28 protein-coding genes are annotated in these 26,727 nt (G+C 67.6%); 16 read left to right on the forward strand and 12 right to left on the reverse strand.

Annotated features, from left to right (window positions below; all coding sequences use genetic code 11):
• Window positions 1–819, reverse strand: coding sequence for an arylamine N-acetyltransferase family protein (locus SMN802W_RS0115025; protein WP_019517744.1), 819 nt, complete (start codon window positions 817–819; stop codon window positions 1–3).
• Between the two features lie 103 nt (window positions 820–922).
• Here SMN802W_RS0115025 and SMN802W_RS0115030 point away from each other — a divergent pair, with 103 nt between their 5' ends.
• Both SMN802W_RS0115030 and SMN802W_RS0115035 read left to right on the forward strand, forming a co-directional pair.
• Complete coding sequence (locus SMN802W_RS0115030; protein ID WP_037524305.1) at window positions 923–2,284, forward strand: amidohydrolase; 1,362 nt, start codon at window positions 923–925, stop codon at window positions 2,282–2,284.
• The gene (locus SMN802W_RS0115035; protein WP_019517746.1) at window positions 2,281–2,808 is read left to right on the forward strand and encodes a DUF3617 domain-containing protein; all 528 of its coding nucleotides are present in this window, start codon (window positions 2,281–2,283) and stop codon (window positions 2,806–2,808) included. Before SMN802W_RS0115030 ends, SMN802W_RS0115035 begins: the two co-directional genes overlap by 4 nt.
• Before the next feature lie 37 nt (window positions 2,809–2,845).
• Here SMN802W_RS0115035 and SMN802W_RS0115040 read toward each other — a convergent pair whose 3' ends face one another.
• Window positions 2,846–3,358: a hypothetical protein gene (locus SMN802W_RS0115040; RefSeq protein WP_019517747.1), complete on the reverse strand. Its 513-nt coding sequence runs from the start codon at window positions 3,356–3,358 to the stop codon at window positions 2,846–2,848.
• Between the two features lie 72 nt (window positions 3,359–3,430).
• On the opposite strand from SMN802W_RS0115040, the gene SMN802W_RS18415 reads away from it, so the two are divergent.
• A complete protein-coding gene (locus SMN802W_RS18415; protein ID WP_026326185.1) occupies window positions 3,431–3,625 on the forward strand; it encodes a hypothetical protein in 195 nt (64 codons plus the stop codon).
• Window positions 3,626–3,814: 189 nt separating this feature from the next.
• Here SMN802W_RS18415 and SMN802W_RS0115050 read toward each other — a convergent pair whose 3' ends face one another.
• Entirely contained in the window at window positions 3,815–4,165 is a 351-nt protein-coding gene (locus tag SMN802W_RS0115050; RefSeq protein WP_026326186.1) for a hypothetical protein, read from the reverse strand.
• 120 nt (window positions 4,166–4,285) lie between these two features.
• Here SMN802W_RS0115050 and SMN802W_RS17325 point away from each other — a divergent pair, with 120 nt between their 5' ends.
• The 3 genes from SMN802W_RS17325 (at window position 4,286) to SMN802W_RS0115065 (ending at window position 6,018) form a co-directional block, all read left to right on the forward strand.
• Window positions 4,286–4,750 carry a hypothetical protein gene (locus tag SMN802W_RS17325; RefSeq protein WP_051083636.1) on the forward strand — a complete coding sequence of 155 codons (465 nt, stop codon included), beginning with the start codon at window positions 4,286–4,288 and terminating at the stop codon, window positions 4,748–4,750.
• Window positions 4,751–4,822: 72 nt separating this feature from the next.
• Window positions 4,823–5,779: an isopenicillin N synthase family dioxygenase gene (locus SMN802W_RS0115060; protein WP_026326187.1), complete on the forward strand. Its 957-nt coding sequence runs from the start codon at window positions 4,823–4,825 to the stop codon at window positions 5,777–5,779.
• Window positions 5,776–6,018, forward strand: coding sequence for a hypothetical protein (locus tag SMN802W_RS0115065; RefSeq protein WP_019517752.1), 243 nt, complete (start codon window positions 5,776–5,778; stop codon window positions 6,016–6,018). The genes SMN802W_RS0115060 and SMN802W_RS0115065 overlap by 4 nt, the downstream gene beginning before the upstream one ends.
• Before the next feature lie 7 nt (window positions 6,019–6,025).
• Here the strand turns inward: SMN802W_RS0115065 and SMN802W_RS0115070 are convergent, their stop codons facing one another.
• The 5 genes from SMN802W_RS0115070 to hflK form a co-directional block, all read right to left on the reverse strand.
• Window positions 6,026–6,544 (reverse strand): phosphoribosyltransferase, encoded by a 519-nt coding sequence (locus tag SMN802W_RS0115070; RefSeq protein WP_019517753.1) that lies wholly within the window; start codon window positions 6,542–6,544, stop codon window positions 6,026–6,028.
• A complete protein-coding gene (locus SMN802W_RS0115075) occupies window positions 6,541–8,190 on the reverse strand; it encodes a helicase HerA-like domain-containing protein (RefSeq protein WP_019517754.1) in 1,650 nt (549 codons plus the stop codon). Before SMN802W_RS0115075 ends, SMN802W_RS0115070 begins: the two co-directional genes overlap by 4 nt.
• Window positions 8,191–8,591: 401 nt before the next feature.
• On the reverse strand, window positions 8,592–10,142 hold the full coding sequence (locus SMN802W_RS0115080) for a Do family serine endopeptidase (RefSeq protein ID WP_019517755.1): 1,551 nt from the start codon (window positions 10,140–10,142) through the stop codon (window positions 8,592–8,594).
• A 153-nt stretch (window positions 10,143–10,295) separates the two neighbouring features.
• Complete coding sequence (gene hflC / locus SMN802W_RS0115085; protein WP_019517756.1) at window positions 10,296–11,174, reverse strand: protease modulator HflC; 879 nt, start codon at window positions 11,172–11,174, stop codon at window positions 10,296–10,298.
• On the reverse strand, window positions 11,174–12,316 hold the full coding sequence (hflK, locus tag SMN802W_RS0115090) for a protease modulator HflK (RefSeq protein WP_019517757.1): 1,143 nt from the start codon (window positions 12,314–12,316) through the stop codon (window positions 11,174–11,176). Before hflK ends, hflC begins: the two co-directional genes overlap by 1 nt.
• A 73-nt stretch (window positions 12,317–12,389) precedes the next feature.
• Between hflK and SMN802W_RS0115095 the strand changes: the two genes are divergently transcribed.
• From SMN802W_RS0115095 to SMN802W_RS0115110, 4 genes are all read left to right on the forward strand, one after another.
• The gene (locus SMN802W_RS0115095; protein WP_019517758.1) at window positions 12,390–13,334 is read left to right on the forward strand and encodes an Mrp/NBP35 family ATP-binding protein; all 945 of its coding nucleotides are present in this window, start codon (window positions 12,390–12,392) and stop codon (window positions 13,332–13,334) included.
• Window positions 13,335–13,373: 39 nt separating this feature from the next.
• Window positions 13,374–13,805: a CoA-binding protein gene (locus SMN802W_RS0115100; protein ID WP_019517759.1), complete on the forward strand. Its 432-nt coding sequence runs from the start codon at window positions 13,374–13,376 to the stop codon at window positions 13,803–13,805.
• 71 nt (window positions 13,806–13,876) lie between these two features.
• The gene (locus SMN802W_RS0115105) at window positions 13,877–14,212 is read left to right on the forward strand and encodes a hypothetical protein (RefSeq protein WP_019517760.1); all 336 of its coding nucleotides are present in this window, start codon (window positions 13,877–13,879) and stop codon (window positions 14,210–14,212) included.
• Between the two features lie 386 nt (window positions 14,213–14,598).
• Window positions 14,599–15,975 carry an amino acid permease gene (locus tag SMN802W_RS0115110; protein WP_019517761.1) on the forward strand — a complete coding sequence of 459 codons (1,377 nt, stop codon included), beginning with the start codon at window positions 14,599–14,601 and terminating at the stop codon, window positions 15,973–15,975.
• Here the strand turns inward: SMN802W_RS0115110 and SMN802W_RS0115115 are convergent.
• The 3 genes from SMN802W_RS0115115 to acnA all read right to left on the reverse strand — a co-directional run bounded on the left by SMN802W_RS0115115 (window position 15,972) and on the right by acnA (window position 19,492).
• Window positions 15,972–16,370, reverse strand: coding sequence for a type II toxin-antitoxin system VapC family toxin (locus tag SMN802W_RS0115115; protein WP_019517762.1), 399 nt, complete (start codon window positions 16,368–16,370; stop codon window positions 15,972–15,974). The two genes, SMN802W_RS0115110 and SMN802W_RS0115115, sit on opposite strands and share 4 nt — an antisense overlap.
• Entirely contained in the window at window positions 16,367–16,630 is a 264-nt protein-coding gene (locus SMN802W_RS0115120; RefSeq protein WP_019517763.1) for an AbrB/MazE/SpoVT family DNA-binding domain-containing protein, read from the reverse strand. Before SMN802W_RS0115120 ends, SMN802W_RS0115115 begins: the two co-directional genes overlap by 4 nt.
• 174 nt (window positions 16,631–16,804) lie before the next feature.
• Entirely contained in the window at window positions 16,805–19,492 is a 2,688-nt protein-coding gene (gene acnA / locus SMN802W_RS0115125) for an aconitate hydratase AcnA (protein ID WP_019517764.1), read from the reverse strand.
• A 199-nt stretch (window positions 19,493–19,691) separates the two neighbouring features.
• Here acnA and SMN802W_RS0115130 point away from each other — a divergent pair, with 199 nt between their 5' ends.
• The 6 genes from SMN802W_RS0115130 (at window position 19,692) to queE (ending at window position 25,158) form a co-directional block, all read left to right on the forward strand.
• Complete coding sequence (locus SMN802W_RS0115130; protein ID WP_019517765.1) at window positions 19,692–20,234, forward strand: hypothetical protein; 543 nt, start codon at window positions 19,692–19,694, stop codon at window positions 20,232–20,234.
• 130 nt (window positions 20,235–20,364) lie between these two features.
• On the forward strand, window positions 20,365–21,558 hold the full coding sequence (locus SMN802W_RS0115135; protein ID WP_019517766.1) for an aspartate aminotransferase family protein: 1,194 nt from the start codon (window positions 20,365–20,367) through the stop codon (window positions 21,556–21,558).
• Window positions 21,559–21,628: 70 nt separating this feature from the next.
• On the forward strand, window positions 21,629–22,552 hold the full coding sequence (gene argF, locus SMN802W_RS0115140; protein ID WP_019517767.1) for an ornithine carbamoyltransferase: 924 nt from the start codon (window positions 21,629–21,631) through the stop codon (window positions 22,550–22,552).
• A gap of 144 nt (window positions 22,553–22,696) precedes the next feature.
• Entirely contained in the window at window positions 22,697–23,608 is a 912-nt protein-coding gene (gene hslO, locus SMN802W_RS0115145; RefSeq protein WP_019517768.1) for an Hsp33 family molecular chaperone HslO, read from the forward strand.
• A gap of 216 nt (window positions 23,609–23,824) precedes the next feature.
• Window positions 23,825–24,526, forward strand: coding sequence for a 7-cyano-7-deazaguanine synthase QueC (gene queC / locus SMN802W_RS0115150; RefSeq protein ID WP_019517769.1), 702 nt, complete (start codon window positions 23,825–23,827; stop codon window positions 24,524–24,526).
• Window positions 24,526–25,158, forward strand: coding sequence for a 7-carboxy-7-deazaguanine synthase (gene queE / locus SMN802W_RS0115155; protein ID WP_019517770.1), 633 nt, complete (start codon window positions 24,526–24,528; stop codon window positions 25,156–25,158). The genes queC and queE overlap by 1 nt, the downstream gene beginning before the upstream one ends.
• An 18-nt stretch (window positions 25,159–25,176) precedes the next feature.
• Here queE and pyk read toward each other — a convergent pair whose 3' ends face one another.
• Window positions 25,177–26,646 (reverse strand): pyruvate kinase, encoded by a 1,470-nt coding sequence (gene pyk / locus SMN802W_RS0115160; protein ID WP_026326190.1) that lies wholly within the window; start codon window positions 26,644–26,646, stop codon window positions 25,177–25,179.
• Window positions 26,647–26,727: the final 81 nt, after the last annotated feature.

The raw sequence follows: 26,727 nt of genomic DNA on the forward strand, positions 1-26,727 counted from the left end.
CTAGAATAACCCTAGCGCCGCCACTTCCTCGGCCGGCAGGTCGATGCCGAACATCATGCTCAACCGCATGCGATAGACGCGCGGATCGGTGATTTTGGCGGCGCTGTCGGTGTTGGCGGCGCGGCGGCGATAGTCGCGGTCGGTCAGCGTCGCGAAGCCGTGCGGCAGGATGATCGACACGACCGTCACGTTGGTGAAGCGGCTTGCGGGCGCGGTCGAAGCCCAGTGGTTGCCCATCGCAAGATCGCTGTCGTGCGCCTCGTCCAGCGTGAAGCTGTACTGACGCTGCCACCCGGCGCCGGCACCGCGCCCGTCCGTGGTCGCAGGATCGCCGTCGCGCGACAGTATCCAGCCGTGTTCCGCGTCGCGCGCGAGCATGAAGCGTGCGCCATCGGGCGCCTCCGCCGTCTCGCCATCCGCCAGCCGCATGACGGGCGCGTAGCTGCCGCCGAAGCCGGCGTCGGCGATCCACTGCTCGCCAGCGATCGTCACCAGCGACAGCGTGTGAGTGAGCGGCGGCACCTCGCTTGCGCCGAGCCAGACGCGCGCGAGCAGCGGGCGCGCGGTGAAGCCGTTCGCGGCGAGCGCATCGAGGAACAGCCGGTTGTGCTCGAAACAATAGCCCCCGCGACGCGCGGTCACCAGCTTCGCGAACACCGACGCGGAATCGATCGCGACGCCGCGTCCCAGGCGAACGTCGAGATTCTCGAACGGGATTGCGAGCCGGTGCGCGCGCTGCACGCGTGCGAGCCCTTCGGCGTCGTTGGTCGGGCGCGCGGGCAGGTCGATGCGGGTGAGATAGGCGTCGAGGTCGAACATGCAGGTTCCGTGACGGATCGCGCGCGCGGGGGCAAGGTTCGCGATCCCCCTAGGCATCCCGATCCGTGCGGCTATGGTCGCGGACAAGAAGAGGGGAAACGTCATGCGCCTGATCCACCTGCTGGCGGCTGCCGGCACGCTTGCTGCCCTGCCTGCACTAACCGCACCTGCGCTCGCCGAGCCCGATTATGCCGCCGCGGTGCGCGCCGACTACAAGCGCGATCTGGGTGCGATGTGGGACGACTTCCACCGCAATCCCGAACTGTCATTCCGCGAGGTGCGTACCGCGGCGAAGATGGCGGCGGCGCTGCGCGCGGTACCGGGCATGACGGTGACGGAAAAGGTCGGGCAGACCGGCGTCGTCGGTGTGCTGAAGAACGGAGCCGGCCCGGTGGTGCTGTTGCGCGCCGACATGGACGGTTTGCCGGTCGAGGAGAAGTCGGGGCTCGCCAACGCCAGCCATGCGCGGCAGGTCGGCGTCGACGGGGTCGAGGCACCGGTCATGCACGCATGCGGGCACGACACACACATCACCGCGATGGTTGCAACCGCACGGCGACTGGCGGCGCTGAAGGACCGCTGGTCCGGCACGGTCGTGTTCGTCGTGCAGCCCGCCGAGGAGCGCGTCGGGGGGGCGAAGGCGATGATCGCCGACGGGTTGTTCACGCGCTTTCCCAAGCCCGATTACGCGCTCGCCTTCCACGTCGCGGCAGGCATGGAGGCGGGGACCGTGTCAGCGTCCGAGGGCATACAATATTCGTCGTCAGACTCCGTCAACATCGACGTGCCCGGTGTCGGCGCGCACGGCGCCAGTCCGAACGAGGGGAAGGACCCGGTCTATATGGCGTCGCAACTCGTCATCGCGCTCCAGGGCCTCATCAGCCGCGAGCGCGTACCGCTCGATCCCGGCGTCATCACGGTCGGCTCGTTCCACGCCGGGCTGAAGCATAACATCATTTCCGACATGGCGAAGCTGCAGGTGACGGTACGCGCGAACAACGAGGCCGAGCGCGCCAAGCTGCTGGAGGGGATCAAGCGCGTCGCCTACGGCGTCGGCGTGATGAACGGGATGCCGAACGACAAGATGCCGGTCGTGTCGGTCAGTGAGGGCACGCCGACGACGATCAACGATGCGGCACTCGCGCGGCGATTGAACGCGGTGATGGTCGAGACGCTGGGGGCGAAGAACGTGCCTGCGTTTCACCAGGAGGGCATGGGCGCGGAGGACTTCGCTTATTACGTCCAGCCGGACACCGGCGTGAAAGGCTATTATTTCGCGGTAGGCGGTTCGACCCGCACCGAGATCGAAGCGGCGGCGCACGGCGGACCCAGGATCGGTTCACATCACTCGCCCGAGTTCCGCATCGCGCCCGAGCCCGCGATCACCACCGGCGCGATCGCGATGACCGCGGCGGTGCTCGACCTGATGAAGCCGGGCGCGGCGCGGGCAGGAACCGGATCGTGACCGGTCGCTGGCTTCTGCTGAGTGCGACGTTGCTGCTGGCGGCGTGCAGCGGCGACATCGACCTGACCAACGCGTCGATCGCGGAGGTCGCCGACGCGACCGCGAGCCTGGCGAAGCCCGAGGCAGGGCAATGGCGCACCGACACCCGTGTCGTCAGCTTCGACGCGGGCGCAGACAGGACGCCCGCTGCCGCCGCGATCCGCGATCAGGTGGGCGACACCGCGACGACCGAGGCGTGCCTGACCGATGAGGAAGCGGGCAAGCCGCTGTTCGGCGACCTGTCGACGGCCGCGGGCGCGAACTGCCGCTTTCGACGCTTCGCATTGAAGGGCGAGCAGCTTGATGCCGAGATGGCGTGCCGCAACACGAGTGGGGAGACGCTGACCGTCAGCCAGAAGGGGCGTTATTCGGCGAGCGCGGTCGATCTGACCGCAACGGTGCGCCGTGGCGGCATCGCGGCGCAGGCGGGCGGCATGGTGACGCGGATCGTCGCCAGGCGCACGGGTGACTGCACGGAGCAGTGATCGCGCCTAGCCGGGGCGAGCGGTTTGATCCTGCGCCCTAGGGCAGGACGCGGCTGGTCGCGAGCGGCGTGTCGTCGAGCAGGATCGCGACGCGATTGCTTTTGTCGGGCTTGCCGCGGAACAGCTTCTTCACGCCGTCGACCATGTCGCTTGCGAGTTGCCCCGCACTGGTCGACTCGCCCGGGTTTTCGCAGCAGCTGTCGGGCGCGATCAGTTTCTGGATGCCGCGGACCAGCGCGACGCCCGGTCCGACCACGTCGACACCGGTCTGGCACCCGCCCATCCGCGCGGCGCACGGCGTTCCTTGCGCGTTCAAGGCGCCGCGGCCCGTCAGGTAGCCGTTGATCGGCACCGGTCGATCCGACACCGCTTCGTTCGGAAGCGGCAATGTCTGCGAGGGCAGGGCATTGGCGCAGACGACTATCTCGTCGCCCTGCTTTCGCGTGCACCGCTCGTCGGGAACCGGCGCCAAAATCGATATGCGCTCGGGCACAGCGGGTAGGGGCGTGACGGCAGCGGCCGCCTGGACGGCGAAAGCGATCAGCAGCATCTTGGCCGCAGCGTGAGCGACCGCGGCGTGTACGTCAACCTTCGGCTAACCGGCTGATAGTAAAACTATGCCGTGAACTTCTCGCGCCTTTTTCGTAGTCGCTGGGCCGCCTTGTGGTGGGCGGGCGGCGTGATCTGGTTCGCGTACGATATTGCTGGCGAGGCCCCGACGGCGAACGGCGGCAATGCGAGCGAGATGATCGACGCGAGCGGAGAAACCGTGAACGCGAGTGATCTGGCGATGGTGGCGAATGCGCTGGCGCCTTGAGGATTGTTTGGGCTGGCCTTGGAGGCTTTAACCTTATGAACTTGTCGGGCCGGTAGAGCACGCCGGGGCGGCAGTCGCGGCGAATCCGCGCCTTGTGCGCCGGCTCCACGGCCGCTGGTCGGTCGATGGCGTCACCTGCGTGACGCGCCTTGTGCGAAGCGTTGCTTCGCACATCGGTCTGGCGTCGACTTACGGCCTCAGTGCCTTATCCTGTCCGTCATCAAGGTCCCCGTCTTCGGCCAGCGTGTTGTCGTCGAAGTCGTCCTGCGCTTCGTCCTCGGCGATGTCGTCCTCGTCCTCATCAGCCTCGTCGTCCTGCACGCCGACCTCGCTATCGGTCATCTGCAGGTCGTCGGCGCTTTCCATGTCTTCATCATCCTCTTCGACGCCGAGGTCGGGGTTGATGTCGGTCATGATCGTGCCGTCGCTCGGGCCATCGCGCGTCGCTTCGAGGATCTCCGCCCGCTGCGATTCGTCATAGCCGTCCTCGTCGAAACCGTCGTCGCCGCTGCCGTGGCTGGTAACCTGATGACCGCCCATATTCGCCTCCTTGTTCATTCTCGCAGCGAACGGCGCAGCAGCGCGCCGGGTTCCGCCACGCGCTTGACCGCAGCGCCGATCCAACGTTAGTGTGTTGCAAGACTAATACGGAGATTGATCATGCGCCGTTCGACCATCTTGCTCGCCGCCGCACTGGCACTCGCCGGATGTAATCGCGGCGAGGAGGGGACGCAGATCGCGGTCACCGCGAACGGCAGCGGCGGATCGATGGAAAGCGACGGGCAGGTCAAGATCGACACGCCCGCGTTCAAGGGTGCGTTCAAACTGCCGCAGATCAACCTGACGGCGGAGAGTTTCGACATCAACGGCGTCCATCTCTATCCCGACAGCAAGATCGCCGCGGTCAACGTCGACGGCACCGGCAAGGACAAGGTGACGGTGCGCTTCACCAGCCCGGCCGATCCCGCCACCGTGCGGACCTGGTTCGCCGAGCAGTTCAGGCAGGCGGGTACCGAGGTGAAAGTTGACGGCAACACGCTGACGGGCCGTGACGACGACCAGACCTTCACCATCGACCTGTCGCCCCAAGGGCAGCAAAGCGCGGGCCTCGTCCGCATCGGATAGATCCACGCAGACTGGCGGTGGCGCGCGCGAGGGCTTATGTCGGCCGCAACGATCAACCGGACGATTGACACCATGCTCGACACGCCTTCCGCCCAGGTTCCGACGCTCAGCCTCGCCGATCAGGCGCGCGATCCTCAAGGGTTCGCGGCCGCACTTGGGCAATCGTTCGAGCGGTTCGGCTTCGCGATTGTCGCCGATCACGGCGTGCCGCAAGATCTGATCGACCGCGCTTGGGACGAGACGCAGCAGCTGTTCGCGCTGCCCGAGGAGGAGAAGCGCGGCTATTTCGTCGAGGGCGCGGGCGGCGCGCGCGGCTATACGCCGTTCAAGACCGAGATCGCGAAGGATGCCAAGCACGTCGACCTGAAGGAGTTCTGGCACGTCGGACGCGAGCTGCCGGAGGGTCACCGCTTTGCGGGCGAGATGGCACCGAACATCTGGCCCGCGCGGCCCGAAGGGTTCAAGGACACGTTCGTCGAACTGTTCAGCGCGTTCGACACCGCGGGCGACAAATTGCTGTCGGCGATCGCGTTGCATCTGGGGCTCGACGCCGACTGGTTTGACCCTGCGGTGCGCGACGGCAATTCGGTGCTGCGCCTGCTCCACTATCCGCCGATCCCGGTCGACGCGGAGGGCGTGCGCGCCGGCGCGCATGAGGACATCAACCTCATCACGCTGCTGCTTGGTGCCGAAGAGGCGGGGCTCGAACTGCTCGACCGGCAGTCGGGTCGCTGGCTGGCGATCAAGCCGCCCGAGGGCGCGATGGTCGTCAACGTCGGTGACATGCTGCAGCGGTTGACCAACCATGTCCTGCCCTCGACCACGCACCGTGTCATCAACCCGCCGCCCGAGCGGCGTGGTCACTCGCGCTACTCGATGCCGTTCTTCCTCCACCCGGCGCCCGACTTCGTGATCGAAACGCTGCCGCAGACGATCACGGCGGAGAACCCGAACCGGTACCCCGAGCCGATCAGCGCGCAGGATTATCTGATGCAGCGGCTGGTCGAGATTGGGTTGATCAAGAAATGAGCGATCATGGCGGGATCGTCGATGGCGACCTGCTCGTCGATCGCGATGCGACCGTGTCGGGCATCGTCAGTGGCGATGTGATCGTGGCAGCCGGATGCCGCGTGAAGGTGAGCGGTATCGTCAGCGGCGACCTGATCGCCGACGAGGGTGCCGACGTTCACCTGAGCGGGATGCTGAGCGGACGGATTATCGAGCGCGGCGGACGGATGCGCGTCACCGGCATGGTGACCGGGGGCTGATCGCGGATCAGGCGATCCGCTCTGGCACCTCATCAGCGTCGGCCTGGATCGCACTGTCGGGCGCCATCGCCTCCCACGGAAAGACGAACCAGTCCTTGGTCACCGCACGGTCGATCGTGCGCGCGCGGTAGTCGACCTGCTGCGCCGAGCCGGTGTTGTCGATCAGCGTCGCGAAGCGGACGCTGCCGGCCGTCGCGCCGGCGCGTGCGAGCATGTCGCGCAGGTGGCCGATCGTGCGTCCTGAGTCGTTGATGTCGTCGACGAACAGCAGCCGCTCGCCCGCGCGGGTGCGCGCGGCCAGGCGCGCGATCGCTTCGGCGGCGAGATCCTCGGCTTGCGAGCTGTAATCGACCGCGAGCATCGGCAGACCGCTCGCGTGGCTGAGGTACACCGCGGGGATCAGTCCGCCGCGACCGATGCCGATCAGATGGTCAGGCGACCAGTCGGCGTCGGCGGCGAGTGCGTTGGCGAGCGAGCGGACCTGTTCGACCAGATCGGCGTGGGACAAATGCGTGAAGATCGTCATCGCCGCATCAGCCCGCCGAGTACGTTGCGCACCACGCTGGCGAGCAGCCCGCCGCTGCCGGAACGTCGCGACGAGGTGCCAAATACCGCCTTGCTGATCTCGTTGCCGACCTGCCGCCCGACCGACGACGAGGCGGAGCGCATCGCCGAGGTCGCCATCCTGTTCCACGGTGAGTTCGCTGCCTCGCGTGTCGCGGTGCGCTGCGCACGCTCGTCGGCGGCGCGGGCACGTGCGGCATCGCGGTCGGCGCGCGCCTGTTCCTTAGCTTGTTGTGCGGCAGAGCGTTCCGCCTCGTCGCGCGCGTTGGCGGCGGCAACCCCGGCGGCGGCGGCCTGTGTCTTCGCCGACAGGATTTCCTCCGCCGATTGGCGGTCGATCGGCTCGTCGTACTTGTCGCCGATCGCGTCGGTCTGGATCAGCACGCGGCGTTCCTCGGGGGTGAGCGGGCCGAGCCGACTGCCGGGCGGGCGGATCAGCGTGCGCGCGACGGGCGAGGGGGCGCCGTCGGGCTGGAGCAATGAGACGAGCGCCTCGCCGACCTTCAGCTCGGTGATGGCGGTGGCGACATTGACACCGGGGCTGGCACGGAAGGTCTGCGCGGCGGCGTTGACGGCTTTCTGGTCGCGTGGGGTGAAGGCGTTGAGCTTGTGCTGGATGCGGTTGTTGAGCTGTCCCGCGACCGTTTCGGGCACGTCAATCGGGTTCTGCGTGATGAAGTAGACGCCAACACCCTTCGAGCGGATCAGCCGCACGACCTGCTCGATCTTGTCGAGCAAGGCCTTGGGCGTGTCGTCGAACAGCAGGTGCGCCTCGTCGAAGAAGAAGCACAGCCGCGGTTTGTCGGGATCGCCGATCTCGGGCAACGTTTCGAACAGTTCGGACAGCAGCCACAGGAGGAAGGTCGAATAAAGCTTCGGGCTCTGCATCAGTTTGTCGGCGGCGAGGACGTTGACGACGCCGCGGCCTTCGTGATCGGTGGCGATCAGGTCGCGCATCTCGAGTGCGGGTTCGCCGAAGAAATGCTCGGCTCCTTGCGTGCGCAATTGCAGCAGCGCGCGCTGGATCGCGCCGATCGACTGCTTCGACACGTTGCCGTATTGCGTCGTCAGCTCGGCTGCGCGGTCGGCGCAGTGCGCCAACATCGCCTGCAGATCGTCGATGTCGAGGAGCAGCAGCCCTTCCTTGTCGGCGACGTGAAAGGCGATCGTCAGCACGCCCTCCTGCACCTCGTTCAGGTCCATCAGCCGGGCGAGCAGGACGGGGCCGAGTTCGCTGACGGTGGCGCGGATCGGGTGGCCCTGTTCGCCGAACAGGTCCCAGAATTGCACCGGCACCGCGGCGTAGCGCCAGTCGGTGTCGCCGATCTCCGCCGCGCGCGCCTTGAGCGTTTCGTGCATCTTAGCGGTAGGCGAACCGGGCAGGGCGAGGCCCGCCAAGTCGCCCTTCACGTCGGCGACGAAGCAGGGGACGCCCGCGTCCGAGAAGCCTTCGATAAACCCTTGGAGCGTCACCGTCTTGCCCGTGCCGGTCGCGCCCGCGATCAGGCCGTGGCGGTTTGCCCGACGCAGGTCGAGGCGTTGGGGGTTGTTGCCGCCCGCTTGTGCGCCGACGAAGAGGCTGCCGGGGGTGCTTGCGGGATCGGTCATGCGCGCTCCTGATCGGGCTGGTTGGGCGTCAACGGATCATAGGCGCAGTCGGGCGTCGACCCAAGCGGCCCTGCGCAAATGGGTGGAAGTTGAGAAAGTTGACACTCACGCGCATGTGCGTGTGCGCGCGTGAGAACGGGCGACAGCGGCGATGAGCAGGGCGGAAGTTGAGAAAGTTGACAGTCACGCGCGGGCACATGCGTGCGCGTGGAGCGCGGTCGCTGCCGGGGCGAAGTTGAGGAAGTTGAGACCAGCGCGTGTCGGGCGACGTTGCAAGTGGGAAGGCAGTTCGTCATGCCCGGGTTGTCGCAAGCATCGGGCGTGTAGGACAGCGCGCCCGAAACGAAGAGGCCGCCGCGGCTGGTTACCGCGACGGCCCCGTCATCGACAAAGAGGTCGGCTTACTTGATCTTCACCGCGAGCAGAACACCGGCGGTGCGCTGGCGGGTGATGCTGAGCAGCACCTGCGGGCGACCGGCCGCCTTTGCTGCGGCGACGCCGCGCGCGAGGTCAGCGCTGGTGCGAACCGGCGCCGAGTTGATCGACGAGATCACGTCGCCGCGCTTCAGCTTCTGCGCGGCGTCCGAGGAGGGATCGACCGAGGCGATCACGACGCCCTGCACGGTCGAGTCGACGCCGATCGAGCGCGCGATCTGCGGCGTGAGCGGCTGTACGGTGACACCAAGCGCGCTTGACGCGGGCGCGACCGCGCTGTCGCCGCCATCGGGAATGCCGTCGTTATCGTCATCGTCGCCGCCCTGGAGCGCGGCGATCTGGTCGTCGGCGGGACGTACGGTGACGGTGGCGTTGAGCGTCGTTGGCTTGCCGTCGCGGATCACGTCGAGGCGGGTCGAGGTGCCCGGCGCGGTGTTGGCGACGAGGTAGGACAACGTCTTGTCGGGCGAAACCGGCGTGCCGCCGACCGCGGTGACGACGTCGCCCGAACGGAGCCCCGCCTTGGCACCGGGACCACCCGGCTCGACCCGGCCGATGATCTCGCCCTGGTTCTTCTTCAGACCGAGTGCGGCGGCGATGTCGTCGGTGACCGGCTGGATCGTGACGCCCAGGTAACCGCGCTTGATCGCCTGACCCTTCATCAGCGTGTCGATGATCGGCTTCGCCTCGGTCGCGGGGATTGCGAAGCCGATGCCGATATTACCGCCCGACTGCGAGTAGATCTGGCTGTTGATGCCGATGACGTTGCCGTTCATGTCGAACATCGGGCCACCGGAATTGCCCTGGTTGATTGCGGCGTCGGTCTGGATGAAGCTGTCAAACGGACCGTTGCCGGTCGAACGGTGGACCGCCGAGATGATGCCTGCGGTGACGGTGCCGCCGAGACCGAACGGCTGGCCGATCGCGATCACCCAGTCACCAACGCGCGAATTGGTCGAGTTGCCGAAGCGGACGAACGGCAGCGGCGCCGGCGAGGTGATCTTGAGCAGCGCGAGATCCGAGGTCGGATCGCGGCCGATCAGCTTCGCGGTGTACTCCTTGCGATCCTGCAAGGTCACCTTGATCGACTCAACCGTTGCACCGCGACCTGCGGGCGCGATGACGTGGTTGTTGGTCACGACATAACCATCGGACGAGATCAGGAAGCCCGAGCCGAGCGACTGGCCCTCGCGCGTGACGGGCGCACCGCCCTGTCCGCCACCGCCGCCGCCGAACTGACCGAACAGGTCGCCGAACGGGGTGCCGGCGAACGGGTTCGCCTGCTGCTGCACCGTCACCTTCTGCGTGGTGGAGATGTTGACCACCGCGGGCTGGAGCTTCGCGACCATGTCGGCGAAACTCATCGGTGCGCCGGCACGCGGCGCCTGCGCGCTGATCGCGCCGGGCTCGTTCTGCGCGGTCTGCGCGGTGGCCGGGTTCTGCAAGGTCAGCGACGCCGCCGTCCCGCCAAGGAGGAGCGCGCCGGTGAGGGCGTAGGCGTAACGCACTTTCTTCATGTCCTCTCGATCACCCATCTACAAAAAAGGGAGACAATCCGATCAGTCATGCCGGGCATGCGATGAACGGGGTTTGAATATCGTTTCGCAACGCCAGCCGACCCGTATCGGGCCCGACCGGACGATCTTTTATCCCGAAAGACCGCGCCTGCATCACCGCGACGCACGCCCTTCGAACTCGCGCAGGTAGGAATTGCCCGGGCTCATGATGATGTTGGTCGAACCCTCGGGCTTCGGACCGCCATCGGCGCCGAAGGTGTGACGATAGGACTGCATCGCGCGGTAGAAATCGTAGAAGCTCGCGTCCTTGCTGAACGCGTCGGCGTAGATGCGCGCGGCATTGGCGTCGGCTTCGGCGCGGACGATCTGCGCCTGCTTCTGCCCCTGCGCGCGGATCGTGTTCGCCTCCTGCTGCCGGGCGGTACGCATGCGTTGCAGCGCGCTTTCGAGCGGACTGCCGTCGGGCAGGTCGGCGTGCTTGATCCGCACGTCCACGATCTCGACGCCGTACTGGCGCGCGTCGCGCTGGAGCGAGTTTTGGATCGCGTCCATCACGCGACCACGCTCAGGGCTGAGCAGGACCGAGAAGGGCACCTTGCCTAGTTCGTTGCGGAGCGCCGTGCCGAGCAGCGGGCGCAGCTGATCCGCGACGCGCTCCTCGGTGTTCGAGGTGCTGCCGGTCGAGGTGACCGCCCGTAGGGGATCAACGATGCGGAAGCGCGCGAACGCATCGACGTTCAGCCGCAGCTGATCGGTCGACAGCACCAATGTATTGTCGAGATCGGCGTCGAGCACGCGCTTGTCGAGCCAGACGATGTTGTCGATCAACGGGATACGCGCGATCAGGCCCGCGCCCGATCCGCCGATCGTCTGCCCGCGCTGCCACTGGTTGACGACGCGCTGCGGGTTGTTGAGCCGGAGCACGACCGCCTGCTGCGTCTCAGGCACGATCGCAAAGGTCATCGCGGCGACGATCACCGCGGCGAGCACCGCAAACATCGCGGCGATCGGATGCTGGAGCAGGCGCGGCATCAGCGTGTCCCTTCCGCGGTGGGTTGCGCCGGGGCAGGCGTCGCCGGTGTCGCTTCCTCGCCCGGTTCGCGCAATCGCTTGGCGCGGTCGAGCGGCAGGTACGGCGTCACGCCGTTCGGCTCGACGATCGTCTTGTCGGTATTGGCCAGCACGGCCTCCATCGTCTCGTAATACATGCGGCGGCGCGTAACCTCGGGGGCGAGGCGGTACTGTTCATACACCTTGTCAAACGAGGCGGCCTCACCCTGCGCGCGCGCGATCACTTGTTGCGCGTAGGAGCGCGCGTTGTTGAGGTTGCCGACGGCTTCCTGCTGCGCGGCGGTGACCGCGTTGAAATCGTCGATCAGGCTGGCGGGGGCGGACGCCTGCTTGATCGATACGCCCTGGATGCGGACGCCGGCCTGATAGCTGTCGAGGATCTCCTGCATCGCGACCGTCACGCGCGCCTCGATCTCGGTGCGACCCGCGCCGATCGCCTGTTCGAGCGTGGTGGTGGCGAGCACCGCGCGCATCGCGCTCTCCGCGGTGGCGCGGACGGTTTCCTGCGGGTCCTTGATCTCGAACACGTAGTTGCGCGGATCGGACACGCGCCAGCGCACGGTATAGGCGAGATCGATGATGTTCTGGTCGCCGGTCAGCACGTTCTCGCCGCCCTCGCGCGGGAATTCATCGGTGCGGACCTGCTCGACATCGACCTTGGTCACGCGCGTGAAGGGCGCGGGCAGCGTCACGCGGATGCCGGGTTCGAGCATCCCCGAATAGCGACCGAAGAAGGTGACCACGCCGCGCTGCTGCGGCCCGATCTGGTGGAACGACGTGAACAGCACCCAGACGGCGACCAGCAAGGCGACACCGATCAGCCACAGCGCGCGCGGGTTGGCGCCGATCGGCAGATTGGGACCGGAGCCGCCGCCGCTGCCGCCGCCACCACCGCGCGCGCGTTTGAGGAATTCGTCGAGCGCAGTGGGCTTGTTGCCACCGCCGCGATTGCCGCCGCCGGGCGGGACCGACCACGGATTGCGCGGGCCGCTCTTGTCGCCACCCGCGTCGTTGCCGCCCCCATTGCCCCATGGGCCATTGTTCTCGGCGGAAAGGACATGCGGGCGGCGAAGGCGCCGGAACAGGCGCAGCAGGGTCGTCATGACAGTCTTTATAGGAGCCGCGCGCGCGAAAAACAGTGGCAAGCGGCCACGACGGGCGTAACGCCTCGTTGCTATGGACGCAGAACAGGTAAAAGGCGCGGTTGCCGCAGTCGCCGGCGCGCGCGCGACGGTCAGGATCGACGGCAATCGCATCGGCGTGGTGGTGGACGCGAGCGGGCTCGACCAGCAGGCACGCGACGCGCTGGAGGCGAGCGTGCGGATGGCGGCAAGCGTGCCGAGCGCCGAGGTGCGCGTCGTGGTCACGGCCGAGCGACCGACACGGCGGCTGATCGCGGTGGCGAGCGGGAAGGGCGGGGTCGGCAAGTCGACGCTGTCGGCCAACCTCGCCATCGCGCTGGCGCGGGGCGGGCGGCGCGTCGGGCTGGTCGACGCCGACATCTACGGCCCGTCGCAACCGCGGCTGATGGGGGTGGAGGGGACAAGGCCCGAAGCGCGCGACAAGGTGCTGATACCGGTGCAGACGCCGTACGGCGTGCCGCTGCTGTCGATGGGGCAATTGGTCGAGCCGGGCCGTGCGCTGGCATGGCGCGGGCCGATGACGGCGGGGGCGCTCGGCCAGATGGTCGATGCCGAATGGGGGATCGCGGACACGCTGGTGGTGGACTTGCCCCCCGGTACCGGCGACGTGCAGCTGACGATGGTGCAGAAGCACCGCCCGGCGGGCGCGGTGATCGTGTCGACGCCGCAGGACCTCGCGCTGATCGACGCGCGGCGTGCGATCGACCTGTTCGACAAGGCGGGCGTGCCGATCATCGGGCTGGTCGAGAACATGGCGGGCTACGCCTGCCCGCATTGCGGCGAGGTGTCCGATCCGTTCGGGCGCGGAGGCGCGAAGGCGGCGGCCGTGGAGGCGAGTATCCCGTTCCTGGGCCGGGTGCCGCTCGACATCGCGATCCGCACCGCGTCGGACGCGGGGCAGCCGCCCGCGGCCGGAGCGGACGACCGCGTGTTCGCGGGGATCGCGGCGCAGGTGGCGGAGTGGATGGCGCGCAACTGAGGCGGGGGCGGGGCGTTCCTTTGCCAAAGGAGTTCGCCCATGCCGCTGACGAGTGACGCCGAGATCAAGGCCCTGCTGGAGGAAACGCGCACGATCGCGGTGGTTGGCGCGTCCGACCGGCCTGATCGACCGTCGTTCCGCGTCATGAAGACGCTGCAGGACCACGGCTATCGCACCATCCCGGTCAATCCGCAGATCACCGGCGCGCATATCCACGGCGAGTTCGTGTTCCGTGAGCTCGCGCAGCTGGGCGATCCGATCGACATGGTCGACGTATTCCGCCGCCCCGACGCGGTGGGCGAGGTGGTCGACGAGGCGATCGCGATCGGGGCGAAGTCGATCTGGATGCAATTGGGCGTGATCGACGAGGCCGCGGCGGCGCGTGCGGAAGCCGCCGGGTTGAAGGTGGTGATGGATCGCTGCCCGGCGATCGACATTCCGCGGCTGAGTGTCGTGCGCGTGGATGGATGACGCCGGCGGGGTAGTGCTTTTCCTTCCACCCCACTTGCCGGATCGCGCGGGGCAGCGCATCCTCCCGCGTCATGATCCCGCTGCTGCTGCTTCTCGCCGGTGCCGATGACGCGATGGAAACCTATCGCGCGCGAACGGCGGCGGAACATCGCTGCGTCGTCACGCCCGACACGACCGACGTCACCGTGTGTGGGAAGCGGCACGCCGACCGTTTCCGCGTGCCGTTCGTCGGCGGCCCGAACGGGAATCGAAGAGACGACGTGCCGTTCGAGCGCGAGGCGATGCTTCATCGCACCACCCCGATCGACGACCTGAGCCCGTTCCTCGTCGGCGGCGGCATGGCCGGGGTGAGTGTCAGCACGCGCGGCGGCGTCGGCGGGTACAAGACGCGCGAGCTTGCCAAATAACGGTGGTGTGGGTCGTGGCTTGACTACACTCCTACGCTCGTGCCTGGCGTAACCGGCGAGCGCGACCTGAGAGCGATTTAGGGTCGCCCTTTGGTCCTGATGTCCCTGCGTCGACCACGAGCGTGAAGCGGATGGGCGGCATGGTCCCACGGCGCGTCTGGCAGGTTGCTGGACCGGCGACCATATGTCCGCGGACGGGCGCTTCGCGCGGTCGTTGGGCGGTTAACGCGACGAGCGCAGTTTGGCGCTGTTGCAGCAGGCGCAGGCGGGGACGAAGCGATAAGCGTGTGCGATCGCGCCGCTGACCCTTTCGCGAGCGGTCGCATCTGTTACGATCGCGCGCAAACATGGGGGTGCCAGTGTCCAGTCTTTTCCGCCGCAAGCCGATGGCGCCGCCCGCGCCCGACGCGCACGGACATGTGCTCGCGCGCACACTGTCGTGGCCGCATCTGGTCGCGCTGGGCGTTGGAGCGATTGTCGGCACGGGCATCCTGACGCTGATCGGTGTCGGCGCCGACCGCGCGGGGCCGTCGGTGATCCTGTCATTCGTGATCGCCGGCGCGATCTGCTCCTGCGCGGCGCTCGCTTATGCCGAGATGGCGACGATGATCCCGACCTCGGGCAGCGCGTACACCTACAGCTATGTCGTGCTGGGCGAGGTGATCGCCTGGGTGATCGGCTGGTCGCTGATCCTCGAATATTCGCTTGTGGTGTCGACGGTCGCGGTCGGCTGGTCGGGATATGCCGCGCCTTTGCTGACGCCGCTCGGCTTTCCTGTTTCGTTGACGCAGGGGCCAGAGCTGGGCGGGCTGGTCAACGTGCCTGCGGTGTTCATCATCGCGGTGGTCGCGGCATTGCTGAGCGTGGGGACGAAGGAGAGCGCGACGCTGAATGCGGTGCTGGTGGTGGTCAAGCTGATCGCGCTGGCGGTATTCGTCGCCGTCGCGCTGCCGCATTTCGACGCGGCCAACCTCCACCCGTTCACGCCGTTCGGGTTCGCTAAGTCGGTGTCGGCGGACGGGGTCGAGCGCGGCGTCATGGCGGCGGCGGCGATCATCTTCTTCGCCTTCTACGGGTTCGACGCGATCTCGACCGCGGCGGAGGAGACTAAGAACCCAGGACGCGATCTGGCGATCGGGATCGTCGGGTCGATGGTAGCGTGCGCCGCGATCTACATGCTCGTTGCGGTCGCCGCGGTGGGTGCCTTGTCGTTCACGCGCTTTGCCGACAGCCCCGAGCCGCTGGCGCTGATCCTGCGCGGGATCGGGCGGCCGGGGTTCGCGACGTTCCTGGCGGTAAGCGCGGTGATCGCGCTGCCGACCGTCCTGCTCGGCTTCCTGTTCGGGCAGAGCCGCATCTTCTTCGTGATGGCGCGCGACGGGTTGCTGCCGCAGGCGCTCGCCAAGGTGTCGTCGCGCGGGACGCCGGTCAGGATCACGGTGATGACCGCGGTGCTGGTGTCGATCATCGCAGGAATCATGCCGATCGATGCGATCGCCGCGCTGGCGAATGCGGGGACGCTGGCGGCGTTCACTGCGGTGTGCGTTGCGATGCTGGTGATGCGCCGTCGTGCGCCCGATGCGCCGCGCACGTTCCGCGCGCCGGCGGCGTGGCCGGTCGGGATCGTCGGGGTGCTCGGGTGCGTCTATCTGTTCTTCAGCCTGCCGAGCCGGACGCAGCTGTATTTCGTGCTGTGGAATGTCGCGGGGCTGGTGCTGTACTTTGCCTGGGGCCGGCGCCGTGCGAGTGCGATGCTCGGCTAGACGGGGCGGGTGACCGACGCACCCGTGTCGGCAAGGAGGCGAGCGGCCTGTTCGTCGAAGGTCGCGAGCGTTTCCGCGCCGAGGCGGCGGCCGTCCGCCTCGATCACCGCGTCGGCGAAGTCGCCGCCGCGATCGAGCAGGTCAAGCCCTGCTTCGACCAGCGGCCACTCGGTCTTCACGCGCGGATCGTTCAACAGCAGGCGCAGTGCGGCGGCGATCTGCGGGCCTTTCCACTTGTGGGCTCTGTTAAGAACCCAGACCGTCTCAGCAAGCGCTACGATCGGCAGCGCCACCAGAGTCGCCTTGGACAAGGTTCGCATGGCAATAGGGGACTGCACCTGATCGTCGGCGGTTAGCGCGCGTACGAGGACGTTGGTGTCGGCCGTGATCTTCAAGGTTCGACTTCTCCGGCCCAGGCGCGCGCGATCACCTCGTTCATCTCCTCGATCGAGAGTGCCTTCTGTCCCGGCCGGTGAAGGGCGCCAAAGGCATCTTCGATCCGACCAGTTCGCGCAATCCGTTGCGGCGCAAGCGTCAGGCGACCACCGGGGGCGGGCGTCACCTCCACCTTGTCGCCGGGACGCAGCGCAAGGTGCTGGAGTAGCTCCCTCTTCAACGTGATCTGGCCCTTGGCGGTGATCGTGAGCGTGGTCATGACAGCAAGGTAAGGAAGATATGCCTTACCTGCAACGGTGTGAATAAGAGGCGGGATGCTGGCTTAGGGCCAGGATAACGGGATGATGGGCGGGACGGTGAAGACGCAGACACGACGAAGCCCGCGTCGCTCGTCGCGACGCGGGCTCCTCGATCACTCAGTCGTGCGCGCGGGTCAGGCGGCGAGCTTGCGCAGCACGTATTGGAGGATGCCGCCGTTGAGGAAATACTCGAGCTCGTTGACGGTATCGATGCGGCAACGAGCCTGGAACGTGTCCTGCGAACCGTCGGCGCGGGTCAGCTTGACGGTCACGTCCTGACGCGGACGAAGCCCTGCGACATTCTCGATCGTGAAAGTCTCGTCGCCGGTGAGGGCGAGCGTCGCGCGGTCGGTGCCGGCGGCGAACTGAAGCGGCAGCACGCCCATGCCGACGAGGTTCGAGCGGTGGATACGCTCGAAGCTCTCCGCGATCACGGCGCGCACGCCGAGCAGGTTGGTGCCCTTCGCCGCCCAGTCGCGCGACGAGCCGGTGCCGTATTCCTTGCCCGCGACCACGACCAGCGGCGTGCCGTCGGCCTTGTGGCGCATCGCCGCGTCGTAGATCGGCATGACCTCGCCGTCGTAGCGGCTCATGCCGCCCTCGACGCCGGGGACCATCTCGTTCTTGATGCGGATGTTCGCAAAGGTGCCGCGCACCATGACGTTGTCGTTGCCGCGGCGCGCGCCGTAGCTGTTGAAGTCGCCGCGGCTGACCTGACGCTCCTGCAACCACTTGCCCGCCGGGCTGTCCGCCTTGATCGAGCCTGCCGGCGAAATGTGATCGGTGGTGATCGAGTCGCCCAGGATCGCGAGCGGCTTTGCCTCGATGATGTCGGTGACGGGCTTCGGCGTCATCTCCATGCCCTCGAAATAGGGCGGGTTGGCGATGTAGGTGGATGCTGGCGGCCAGGCGTAGGTGTCGGTGCCCTCGACCGAGATGCCCTGCCACTTGGTGTCGCCGGCGTAGACGTTGCCGTAGCGCGTGCGGAACATGTTGTCGTCGATGTTGGCGGCCATCAGGTCGGCGACCTCCTGGTTGGTGGGCCAGATGTCTTTCAAATACACCGGACCGTCGGTGCCGTCGCCGATCGGCGTGTCGTTCATGTCGGTGGTGACGGTGCCCTTCAGCGCATAAGCGACGACGAGCGGCGGGCTGGCCAGGAAGTTCGCGCGCACGTCCGGCGAAACACGACCCTCGAAGTTGCGGTTGCCCGACAGCACCGAGGCGGCGACGAGATCGTTCTCGTTGATCGCCTTGCTGATGGGCGCGGCGAGCGGCCCCGAATTGCCGATGCAGGTGGTGCAGCCGTAGCCGACGAGGTTGAACCCCATTGCGTCGAGGTCGGCCGAGAGGCCGGCCTTGTCGAGATAGTCGGTGACGACCTGCGATCCCGGCGCGAGCGAGGTCTTCACCCACGGCTTGGGCTTCAGCCCCAGTGCGTTCGCCTTGCGCGCGACGAGGCCGGCGGCGACCAGCACCGAGGGGTTGGAGGTGTTGGTGCAGCTGGTGATCGCCGCGATCACCACGTCGCCGTCGCCAATGTCGTGGTCGCGATCATCGACCGCGACGCGCGCCGGGCGCTCCTTGTGGTAGATCTTGTGCAGGTCGCCGTTGAACACCTCGTCGACGGTGTCGAGGCTGACCTTGTCCTGCGGGCGCTTCGGACCCGCCAGGCTGGGAACGACCGAGCCCATGTCGAGCTCGAGCGTGTCGGTGAAGATCGGATCGGGCGCGTCGGCGGCGCGCCAGAAGCCGTTCACCTTCGCGTACGCCTCGGTCAGCGCGACCGTTTCTTCCGAACGCGCGGTCAGGCGCATATAGTCGAGCGTCTTGTCGTCCACCGGGAAGAAGCCGCAGGTCGCGCCGTACTCGGGCGCCATGTTGGCGATCGTCGCGCGGTCGGCGAGCGTCATCTGGTCGAGGCCGGGGCCGTAGAATTCGACGAAGCGGCCGACGACGCCCTTGGCGCGCAGCATCTGCGTGACGGTCAGCACGAGGTCGGTCGCGGTGATGCCCTCGCGAAGCTGGCCGGTCAGCTTGAAGCCGATGACCTCGGGGATCAGCATCGAGACCGGCTGGCCGAGCATCGCCGCCTCCGCCTCGATCCCGCCGACGCCCCAGCCGAGCACGCCCAGGCCGTTGACCATCGTGGTGTGACTGTCGGTGCCGACGAGCGTGTCGGGATAGGCGATCGCGGTTTCGCCCTGCGCATGGTCGCCGCTCTCGGTCGAGGACCAGATCGCCTGGCTGACGTACTCGAGGTTGACCTGGTGGCAGATGCCGGTGCCCGGCGGCACGACCTTGAAATTGTCGAGCGCCTTTGATCCCCACTTCAGGAACTCGTAGCGCTCGCCGTTGCGCTGATATTCCAGCTCGACGTTGTCGTCGAACGCCTTGGGCGTGCCGAACTCGTCGACCATCACCGAATGGTCGATGACGAGGTGGACGGGCACCTGCGGGTTGATCTTGGCCGGATTGCCGCCGAGCTTGGTGATCGCGTCGCGCATCGCCGCGAGGTCGACGACGCAGGGCACGCCGGTGAAGTCCTGCATCAGCACGCGCGCGGGGCGATACTGGATCTCGCGATCGGGCGCGTTGGGGTTCTTCTGCCAATCGACCAGCGCCTGGATGTCGGCCTCGGTCACGGTCACGCCGTCCTCGAAGCGGAGCATGTTCTCGAGCAGCACCTTGAGTGAGAAGGGCAGGCGGCTGACATCGCCGTACTTCGCCGCCGCCACGTCGAGCGCATAATAATCGTAGCTCTTGCCGCCGGCGGTGAGCGTCTTGCGGGCCTTCAGCGTGTCGTGGCCGATCGCGGTCATGGGGCGTCCTTTGCTGTTGCACCGGCGGGCTCGCAGGAGGCGGGGGGACCCGCGCGGGCGCCGACGATAGCCTGATGGTTGGCCTGAATATAAGGTCGCCGCGGGCGATAGCAGCGTGTTGCGGATGCGAAAAGGGGCGTGGTTGCGGCTTTTTGTGTCCGGCGGCGTTGTGGCGCGAATTAGAGGGTTTAGGGGCAGCGTGGCGCGCAAGCTGAAGGTGTTTCGCACGGCCGCGGGCTTTCACGACGCGTACGTCGCCGCGCCGAGCCGCAAGGCCGCGCTCGCCGCCTGGGGCGCGGAACGCGATCTGTTCGCGCGTGGGGCAGCGGAGGAGGTAACCGACGCGGCGTTGATGGAGGAGCCGCTCGCGCGACCGGGCGAGGTCATCAAGCGGTCGCGCGGCAGTGCGGCGGAGCAGTTCGCGGCGCTGCCGGCCGGCAAACCGAAGACGAAGAAGACGAAGAAGCGGGCCGCGAAGGCCGAGGGGTCCGAGCCAGCATCCAAGCCTGTGCCCAAGCCTTCCCGCGACGCGCTCGATGCCGCGCAGGAGGCGATCGACGCCGCGGAACGTGACTGGCGCGCGGTGCAGCGCGATCTGGCGGCGCGGCAAAAGGCGCTCGATCGCGAGCGGCGGGAGGCGAGCGAGCGACACGAGAGGGCACTGGCCGATCTGGAGCGGGCGAAGCGGGCAGCGCAGCACGATTATGACGCGGCGCTGGCGCGCTGGCGCGAGGCGCGCTGAACGGATCGAATCGATGCGCGTGCGAGCGGGTTGATTCGCGCAGGGCTCCCCCGGTATCAGGCGCTCTTCCGGGGCGGCCGACGTGGTCGCCCTTGCTGTTTGAACGAGGAGAAGCCCCGTGTCCGCTTCCATGCCCGCATTGATGCCCGTCTACCCGCGGTGCGACGTGCGACCGGTGCGCGGCGAGGGGGTCTACCTCTACGGCGAGCGCGGCGAGCAGTACCTCGATTTCGCGAGCGGGATCGCAGTCAACGCGCTCGGTCACGCGCACCCGGTGCTGACCAAGGCAATCGCGGATCAGGCCGCGACGCTGATGCACGTGTCGAACCTGTATGGCAGCCCGCAGGGCGAGGCGTTTGCGCAGAAGCTGGTCGACGCGTCGTTCGCCGACACCTTGTTCTTCACCAATTCGGGCACCGAGGCGGTCGAGTGCGCGATCAAGACCGCGCGCCGCTACCATTTCGCCAATGGCAATCCTGAGCGCCACACGCTCATCACCTTCAACAATGCGTTCCACGGCCGCACGATGGGCGCGATTTCGGCGACCAACCAGGCCAAGATGCGCGACGGGTTCGAGCCGCTGCTGCCCGGCTTCGCCTACGCAGCCTTCAACGACCTGGAGGCGGCGCTCGCGCTGGTCGACGACAATACCGCGGGCTTCATGGTGGAGACGATCCAGGGCGAGGGCGGTGTCTCGGCGGCGAGCGCCGAGTTTATCCAGGGGTTGCGCCGCGCGGCGGACGAGCGCGGCCTGCTGCTGGTGCTCGACGAGGTGCAATGCGGCTACGGGCGCACCGGCAAGATGTGGGCCTACGAGCATTACGGCATCACGCCCGACATCATGTCGGTGGCGAAGGGGATCGGCGGCGGCTTTCCGCTCGGCGCGTGCCTGGCGACCGCGGAGGCCGCGAAGGGGATGGTGTTCGGCACCCACGGCTCGACCTACGGCGGCAATCCGCTGGCGATGGCGGCGGGCGAGGCGGTGCTGGGCGTGATCCAGGGTGACGGTTTCCTCGACAACGTGACCCGCATGGGCGAGCGGCTGCGCTCGGCGCTGGAGCAGATGATCCCGAACTTCGACCACGTGTTCGAGCCGGGGCTGCGCGGGCGCGGCCTGATGACGGGCGTGAAGCTGAAGCCCGAAGCGGACGCGCGGCAGTTCGTGGCGCATTTGCGCGACAATCACGGGCTTCTGCTGGTGTCGGCGGGGGAGAATGTCGTGCGCATCCTGCCGCCGCTGATCATCGAGGAACGCCACATCGACGAGTTCGTGCAGAAGTTGAGCGACGGCGCGCGCGTGTTCGTCCCCGCCGCCGACGATTGATCCACGTTATTGCCATCCGGGACCGGGCTCGCGAGCGGTGAGCCCGGCCCGACCGGAAAGGCCCAAGTTCATGACCACCCGCCACTTCCTGAACCTGTCCGATGCCGGCGCCGACGCGATCGCCGCGATGCTGGACGATGCGCTGACCCGCAAGCAGGCGCGTGCCGGCTGGCCGAAGGGCAAGGTCGACGCCGATGCGCCGCTTGCCGGCCGCGTGCTCGCGATGATTTTCGAGAAGAACTCGACCCGCACGCGCGTGTCGTTCGACATGGCTGTCAGGCAACTGGGCGGTCAGTCGATCGTGATGGAAGCCGGGCAGATGCAGCTGGGGCGCGGCGAAACGGTCGCCGACACCGCGCGCGTGTTGTCTGGCTATGTCGACGCGATCATGATCCGCACCGACGACCATGCCAAGGTCGAGGAGATGGCGCGCTATGCGAGCGTGCCGGTCATCAATGGCCTGACCGACGCGTCGCATCCGTGCCAGATCATGGCCGACCTGCTGACGATCATCGAGGCGGGCAAGTCGCTGCCCGGATTGAAGGTCGCGTGGCTGGGCGACGGCAACAACGTGCTCGCCTCGATCGTCGAGGCCGCCGGGCTGATGCATTTCGACGTGGTCGCCGCCTGCCCGCAGGGGTTCCAGCCGGAGGAGGAGGCGATCACGCGGGCTTCGGGGCGCGCGCGAGTCGTGGCTGACCCGCGCGAGGCGGTGGAAGGGGCGGACATCGTCGTCACCGATACCTGGATCTCGATGGGGCAGGCGCAGGCCGAGACCAAGCTCGCCGCGATGATGCCGTATCAGGTCGACGCCAGCCTGATGGCGCATGCCAAGGCCGACGCGAAGTTCCTCCATTGTCTCCCTGCGCACCGCGGCGAGGAAGTGACGCCGGAGGTGATCGATGGCGCGCATTCGCTGATCTGGGCCGAGGCGGAGAACCGGCTGCACGCGCAAAAGGCAATCCTGCGCTGGTGTTTCGGGCAGATCGGGTGAGGCACCAGTCCGGTTGACCGGCCGGTTCGGTTGATCGCGGCCGACTCGGCTCCCAAATAGACGGCATCTCACGACATGCTGGCCCATCGCGCGCCCTTTCTGGCGTATGGGTCTGCTTCGATCCGCTGACGGGAGCCGCCGATCTTGACCCACCAGATAAACGCCGACCTCGACCGCGCGCTCGGTTTTGCGATCCCCGAGCGGCACGCGCGCGGGCGCGTGATGCGGCTGGGGCCGACGCTCGACACGATCCTCGCCGCGCATGCCTATCCGCCGGTGATCGAGCGGCTGCTTGCCGAGGCGCTGACGCTGACCGCGCTGATCGGCTCGACGCTCAAGGACCCGAGCGGACAGTTGACGATGCAGACGCAGACGCAGAACGGCGTCGTCACGCTGATGGTGTGCGACTATCGCGGTGGCGAGCTGCGCGGCTATGTCCAGTTCGACGCCGACAAACTCGCCGATGTGGGCGAGGAGCCGAGCCTGTTCGCGCTGTTCGGGCAGGGCTATCTCGCGATCACCTTTGACCTCGCCAGCACAAGCGAGCGCTATCAGGGGATCGTGCCGCTCGACGGCGAGACGATCGCGGACGCGGCGCAGAGTTACTTCTTCCAGTCGGAGCAGATCCCGACGTTGCTGCGCGTCGGCGTGCGCAAGGGTGCAGACGGGCGCACGATCGCGGGCGGGTTGCTGCTCCAGCATCTGCCCGAGGGCGAGCTGGGACGCGAGCGGTTGCACGTCCGGCTCGACCATCCCGAATGGGAGCATGTCGCGGCGCTGGGCAGCACGATGGGCGTCGACGAGCTCGCCGATGCGACGGTGCCGCTCGAGACGCTCGTCTGGCGGCTGTTCAACGAGGAGAGCGAGGTGCGCGTGCTCGACCGTGCGACGATCTCACGCGGGTGCCGCTGCACGCCCGAGCATATTCGGTCGGTGCTGGCCAAATTCCCGCTCGCCGACCGGCTGGAGATGGCGGACGAACACGGCGTGATCGCGGTCGATTGCGCGTTCTGCGCCACCGTTTTCCCCCTCAAGGCCGAAGATATTGAGGCGTAACGCTTTTTGTTAACGCTTCGGTAGGGATTATGAGTTAGGGCTGCTGACATACTCCTCATCCGAGTATGTTTTCTCCCAAGAAAACAGCTCCCTGCGAGCCGCCTGGGCCGCCCGACGGGGCGGCCCTTTTCTTGTCCGGCAACGCGGTGATGGTGGCGTCGCGAATGTGTCGAAGGGTTGCGTATCGCTCCTGATCGGCCTAGCGGCGCGCGGATCATGACACAGCAAACTTCTGCGGTCGTCCTCGTCTCGGGCGGGCTCGACTCGATGGTGTCCGCCGCGCTCGCGCGTGAGGCGGGCTATCCGGTGCTCGCGCTCTCGGTCGACTATAATCAGCGCCACCGCGTCGAGCTCGCCGCCGCGGCGCGCGTGGCGAAGGCGGTCGGTGCCGTACGCCACGTCGTCCTGCCGCTCGACCTGTCGGCGTTCGGTGGTTCGGCGCTGACGGACAGCAGCATCGCGGTGCCGAAGGACGGCGTCGAGGCAAGCGCGATCCCCGTCACCTATGTACCGGCGCGCAATACGATCTTCCTGAGCCTCGCACTCGGCTGGGCCGAGGCGGCGGGTGGCCGCGACCTGTTCGTCGGCGTCAACGCACTGGATTATTCGGGCTATCCCGATTGCCGGCCCGAGTTCATTGCCGGCTTCGAGCGGCTGGCCGAACTCGCCACCAAGGCGGGCGTGGAGGGTGCGCCGTTCCGCATCCACGCGCCATTGCAGCACATGACCAAGGCCGACGTGGTGCGCGAGGGCGCGCGCCTCGGGCTCGACATGGGGCTGAGCTGGTCGTGCTATGATCCGACACCGGCGGGGCAGCATTGCGGTTTGTGCGATTCGTGCCGACTGCGGCACAAGGGGTTCGAGGACGCGGGCGTCGCCGATCCGACGGTTTACGCCGTGACCCCGCCGGCGCCCTGATGACCTATTCGGTCAAGGAAATGTTCCTGACGCTCCAGGGTGAGGGCGTACAGGCGGGGCGTCGCGCGGTGTTCGTGCGTTTTGCCGGGTGCAACCTGTGGACCGGGCGCGAGCACGACCGCGCGCGCGCGATCTGCCGCTTCTGCGACACCGATTTCGTCGGCACCGATGGCGCGGGCGGGGGCAAGTTCGGCGATGCGGCGGCGCTGGTGGCGGCGGTGTCGGGCTTCTGGGGCGAGGGCGCGGAACGCCGGTTCGTCGTGCTGACCGGGGGCGAGCCGATGTTGCAGGTCGACGACGCGCTGGTGGATGCGCTGCACGCCGCGGGGTTTGAGATCGCGATCGAGAGCAACGGAACGATTGCCGTGCATCCCGGGATCGACTGGGTCTGCATCAGCCCCAAGGCGGGCAGCGAGACGGTGCAGCGGTCGGGCGACGAGTTGAAGCTCGTCTGGCCGCAGCCGGGCAGCGACGTTGCAGCGATGGAAGCGTGGGACTTCCGCCACCTGCTGCTGCAGCCGATGGACGACGCGCGGGGACAGGCGAACGTCGAGGCGGCGATCGCGCTGGTGATGGAGCGCCCGCGCTGGCGACTGTCGCTCCAGACGCACAAGGCGCTGGGCTTGCGCTGACCGGACGCGGGGCGGCGCTCAGCGCGCCTGCTCCGCCTCGTAGTTCTTGAGTTCGTCGCCGGTGATGCGGACGACGTGGAGGACGTTGGTCGATCCCGGCGTGCGGAAGGGAACGCCTGCCATCACGATCACGCTGTCGCCCGCCTTCGCGACACCCTGTCGCAGCGCGATGCGCTTGGCCTTGGCGACCATTTCCTCGAACGAGGCGACGTCGCGGGTGTGGACGTTGTGCGTGCCCCAAAGGAGGCCGAGGCGGCGCGCGGTTTCCAGCTGCGGGGTCAGCACCAGGATCGGCACGCCCGGCCGCTCGCGCGCGATCCGCCGCGCGGTCGAGCCCGAGGTGGTGAAGCAGATGATCGCGGAGGCCGACACCGTCTCGGCGATGTTCTTCGCCGCTTCCGCCAGCGCGTCGGCGGTGGTGGGGTCGGGGCGCGTGACCGTGAAGTGGATGCGGTCGCCGTGCATCGGATCGCGCTCTACCGCGTCGCCGATCGCGTTCATCATCGACACCGATTCGACCGGCCACTGACCCGCCGCGCTTTCGGCGGACAGCATGATCGCGTCGGCGCCGTCGTAGATCGCGGTGGCGACATCGGACACCTCGGCGCGTGTCGGCGACGGGCTGACGATCATCGATTCGAGCATCTGGGTCGCGACCACCACCGGGCGGCCGAGCCGGCGCGAGGTCTCGACGATGCGCTTCTGCAAGGGCGGGACCGACTGCGGCGGCAGCTCGACACCGAGGTCGCCGCGCGCAACCATGACGCCGTCGCACGCCTCGACGATCTCTTCCAGCCGCTCGATCGCGGCGGGCTTCTCGATCTTGGCAAGGAGCGCGGCCTTGCCCTCGATCAGCTTGCGCGCTTCCCACAGATCCTCGGGACGCTGGACGAAGGACAGTGCGATCCAGTCGACGCCCTGGTCGATCGCGAACGACAGGTCGCTGCGATCCTTCGCGGTCAGCGCCGCCATCGGCACGACCACGTCGGGGACGTTCAGCCCCTTGTTGTTGCTAAGCGGCCCGCCGACCTCGACCGTCGTCACCAGCCGGTCGGCGTCGCATTCCACCACGCGCAGCACGAGCTTTCCGTCGTCGAGCAGCAGCCGCGCGCCCGCCTCCATCGCGGCGAAGATCTCCGGGTGCGGCAACTGCACGCGTGTCGCGTCTCCGGGCGTCGCGTCATGGTCCAGCACGAAGGTGCTGCCCCGCTCCAGCACAACGCGCCCCTCGGCGAAGCGCCCGACGCGCAGCTTCGGCCCCTGCAGATCGGCGAGGATGGTGGAAGGGCGATCGAACTCCTGCTCCAGCGTGCGGATCGCCTTGATCACGTCGACCTTGGATGCCTGATCGCCGTGGCTCATGTTGATGCGGAACGCGTCGGCTCCGGCCTCGAACAGCCGCGCGATCATCTCGGGCGTGCTGCTGGCGGGGCCGAGCGTGGCCAGCACGCGGACCTTCCGCGAACGGGGGGCGAAGGAGTGGGTCATGGAAAAAGGCTTCCTGCTTTGCGCGTGCGTGCCTTAGCCGCTAACCGCAGGCGATCAACCATTCAGACGCGCGATCTCGCG

This window comes from Sphingomonas sp. Mn802worker (genome assembly GCF_000382485.1).
Classification (GTDB): Bacteria; Pseudomonadota; Alphaproteobacteria; order Sphingomonadales; family Sphingomonadaceae; genus Sphingomonas.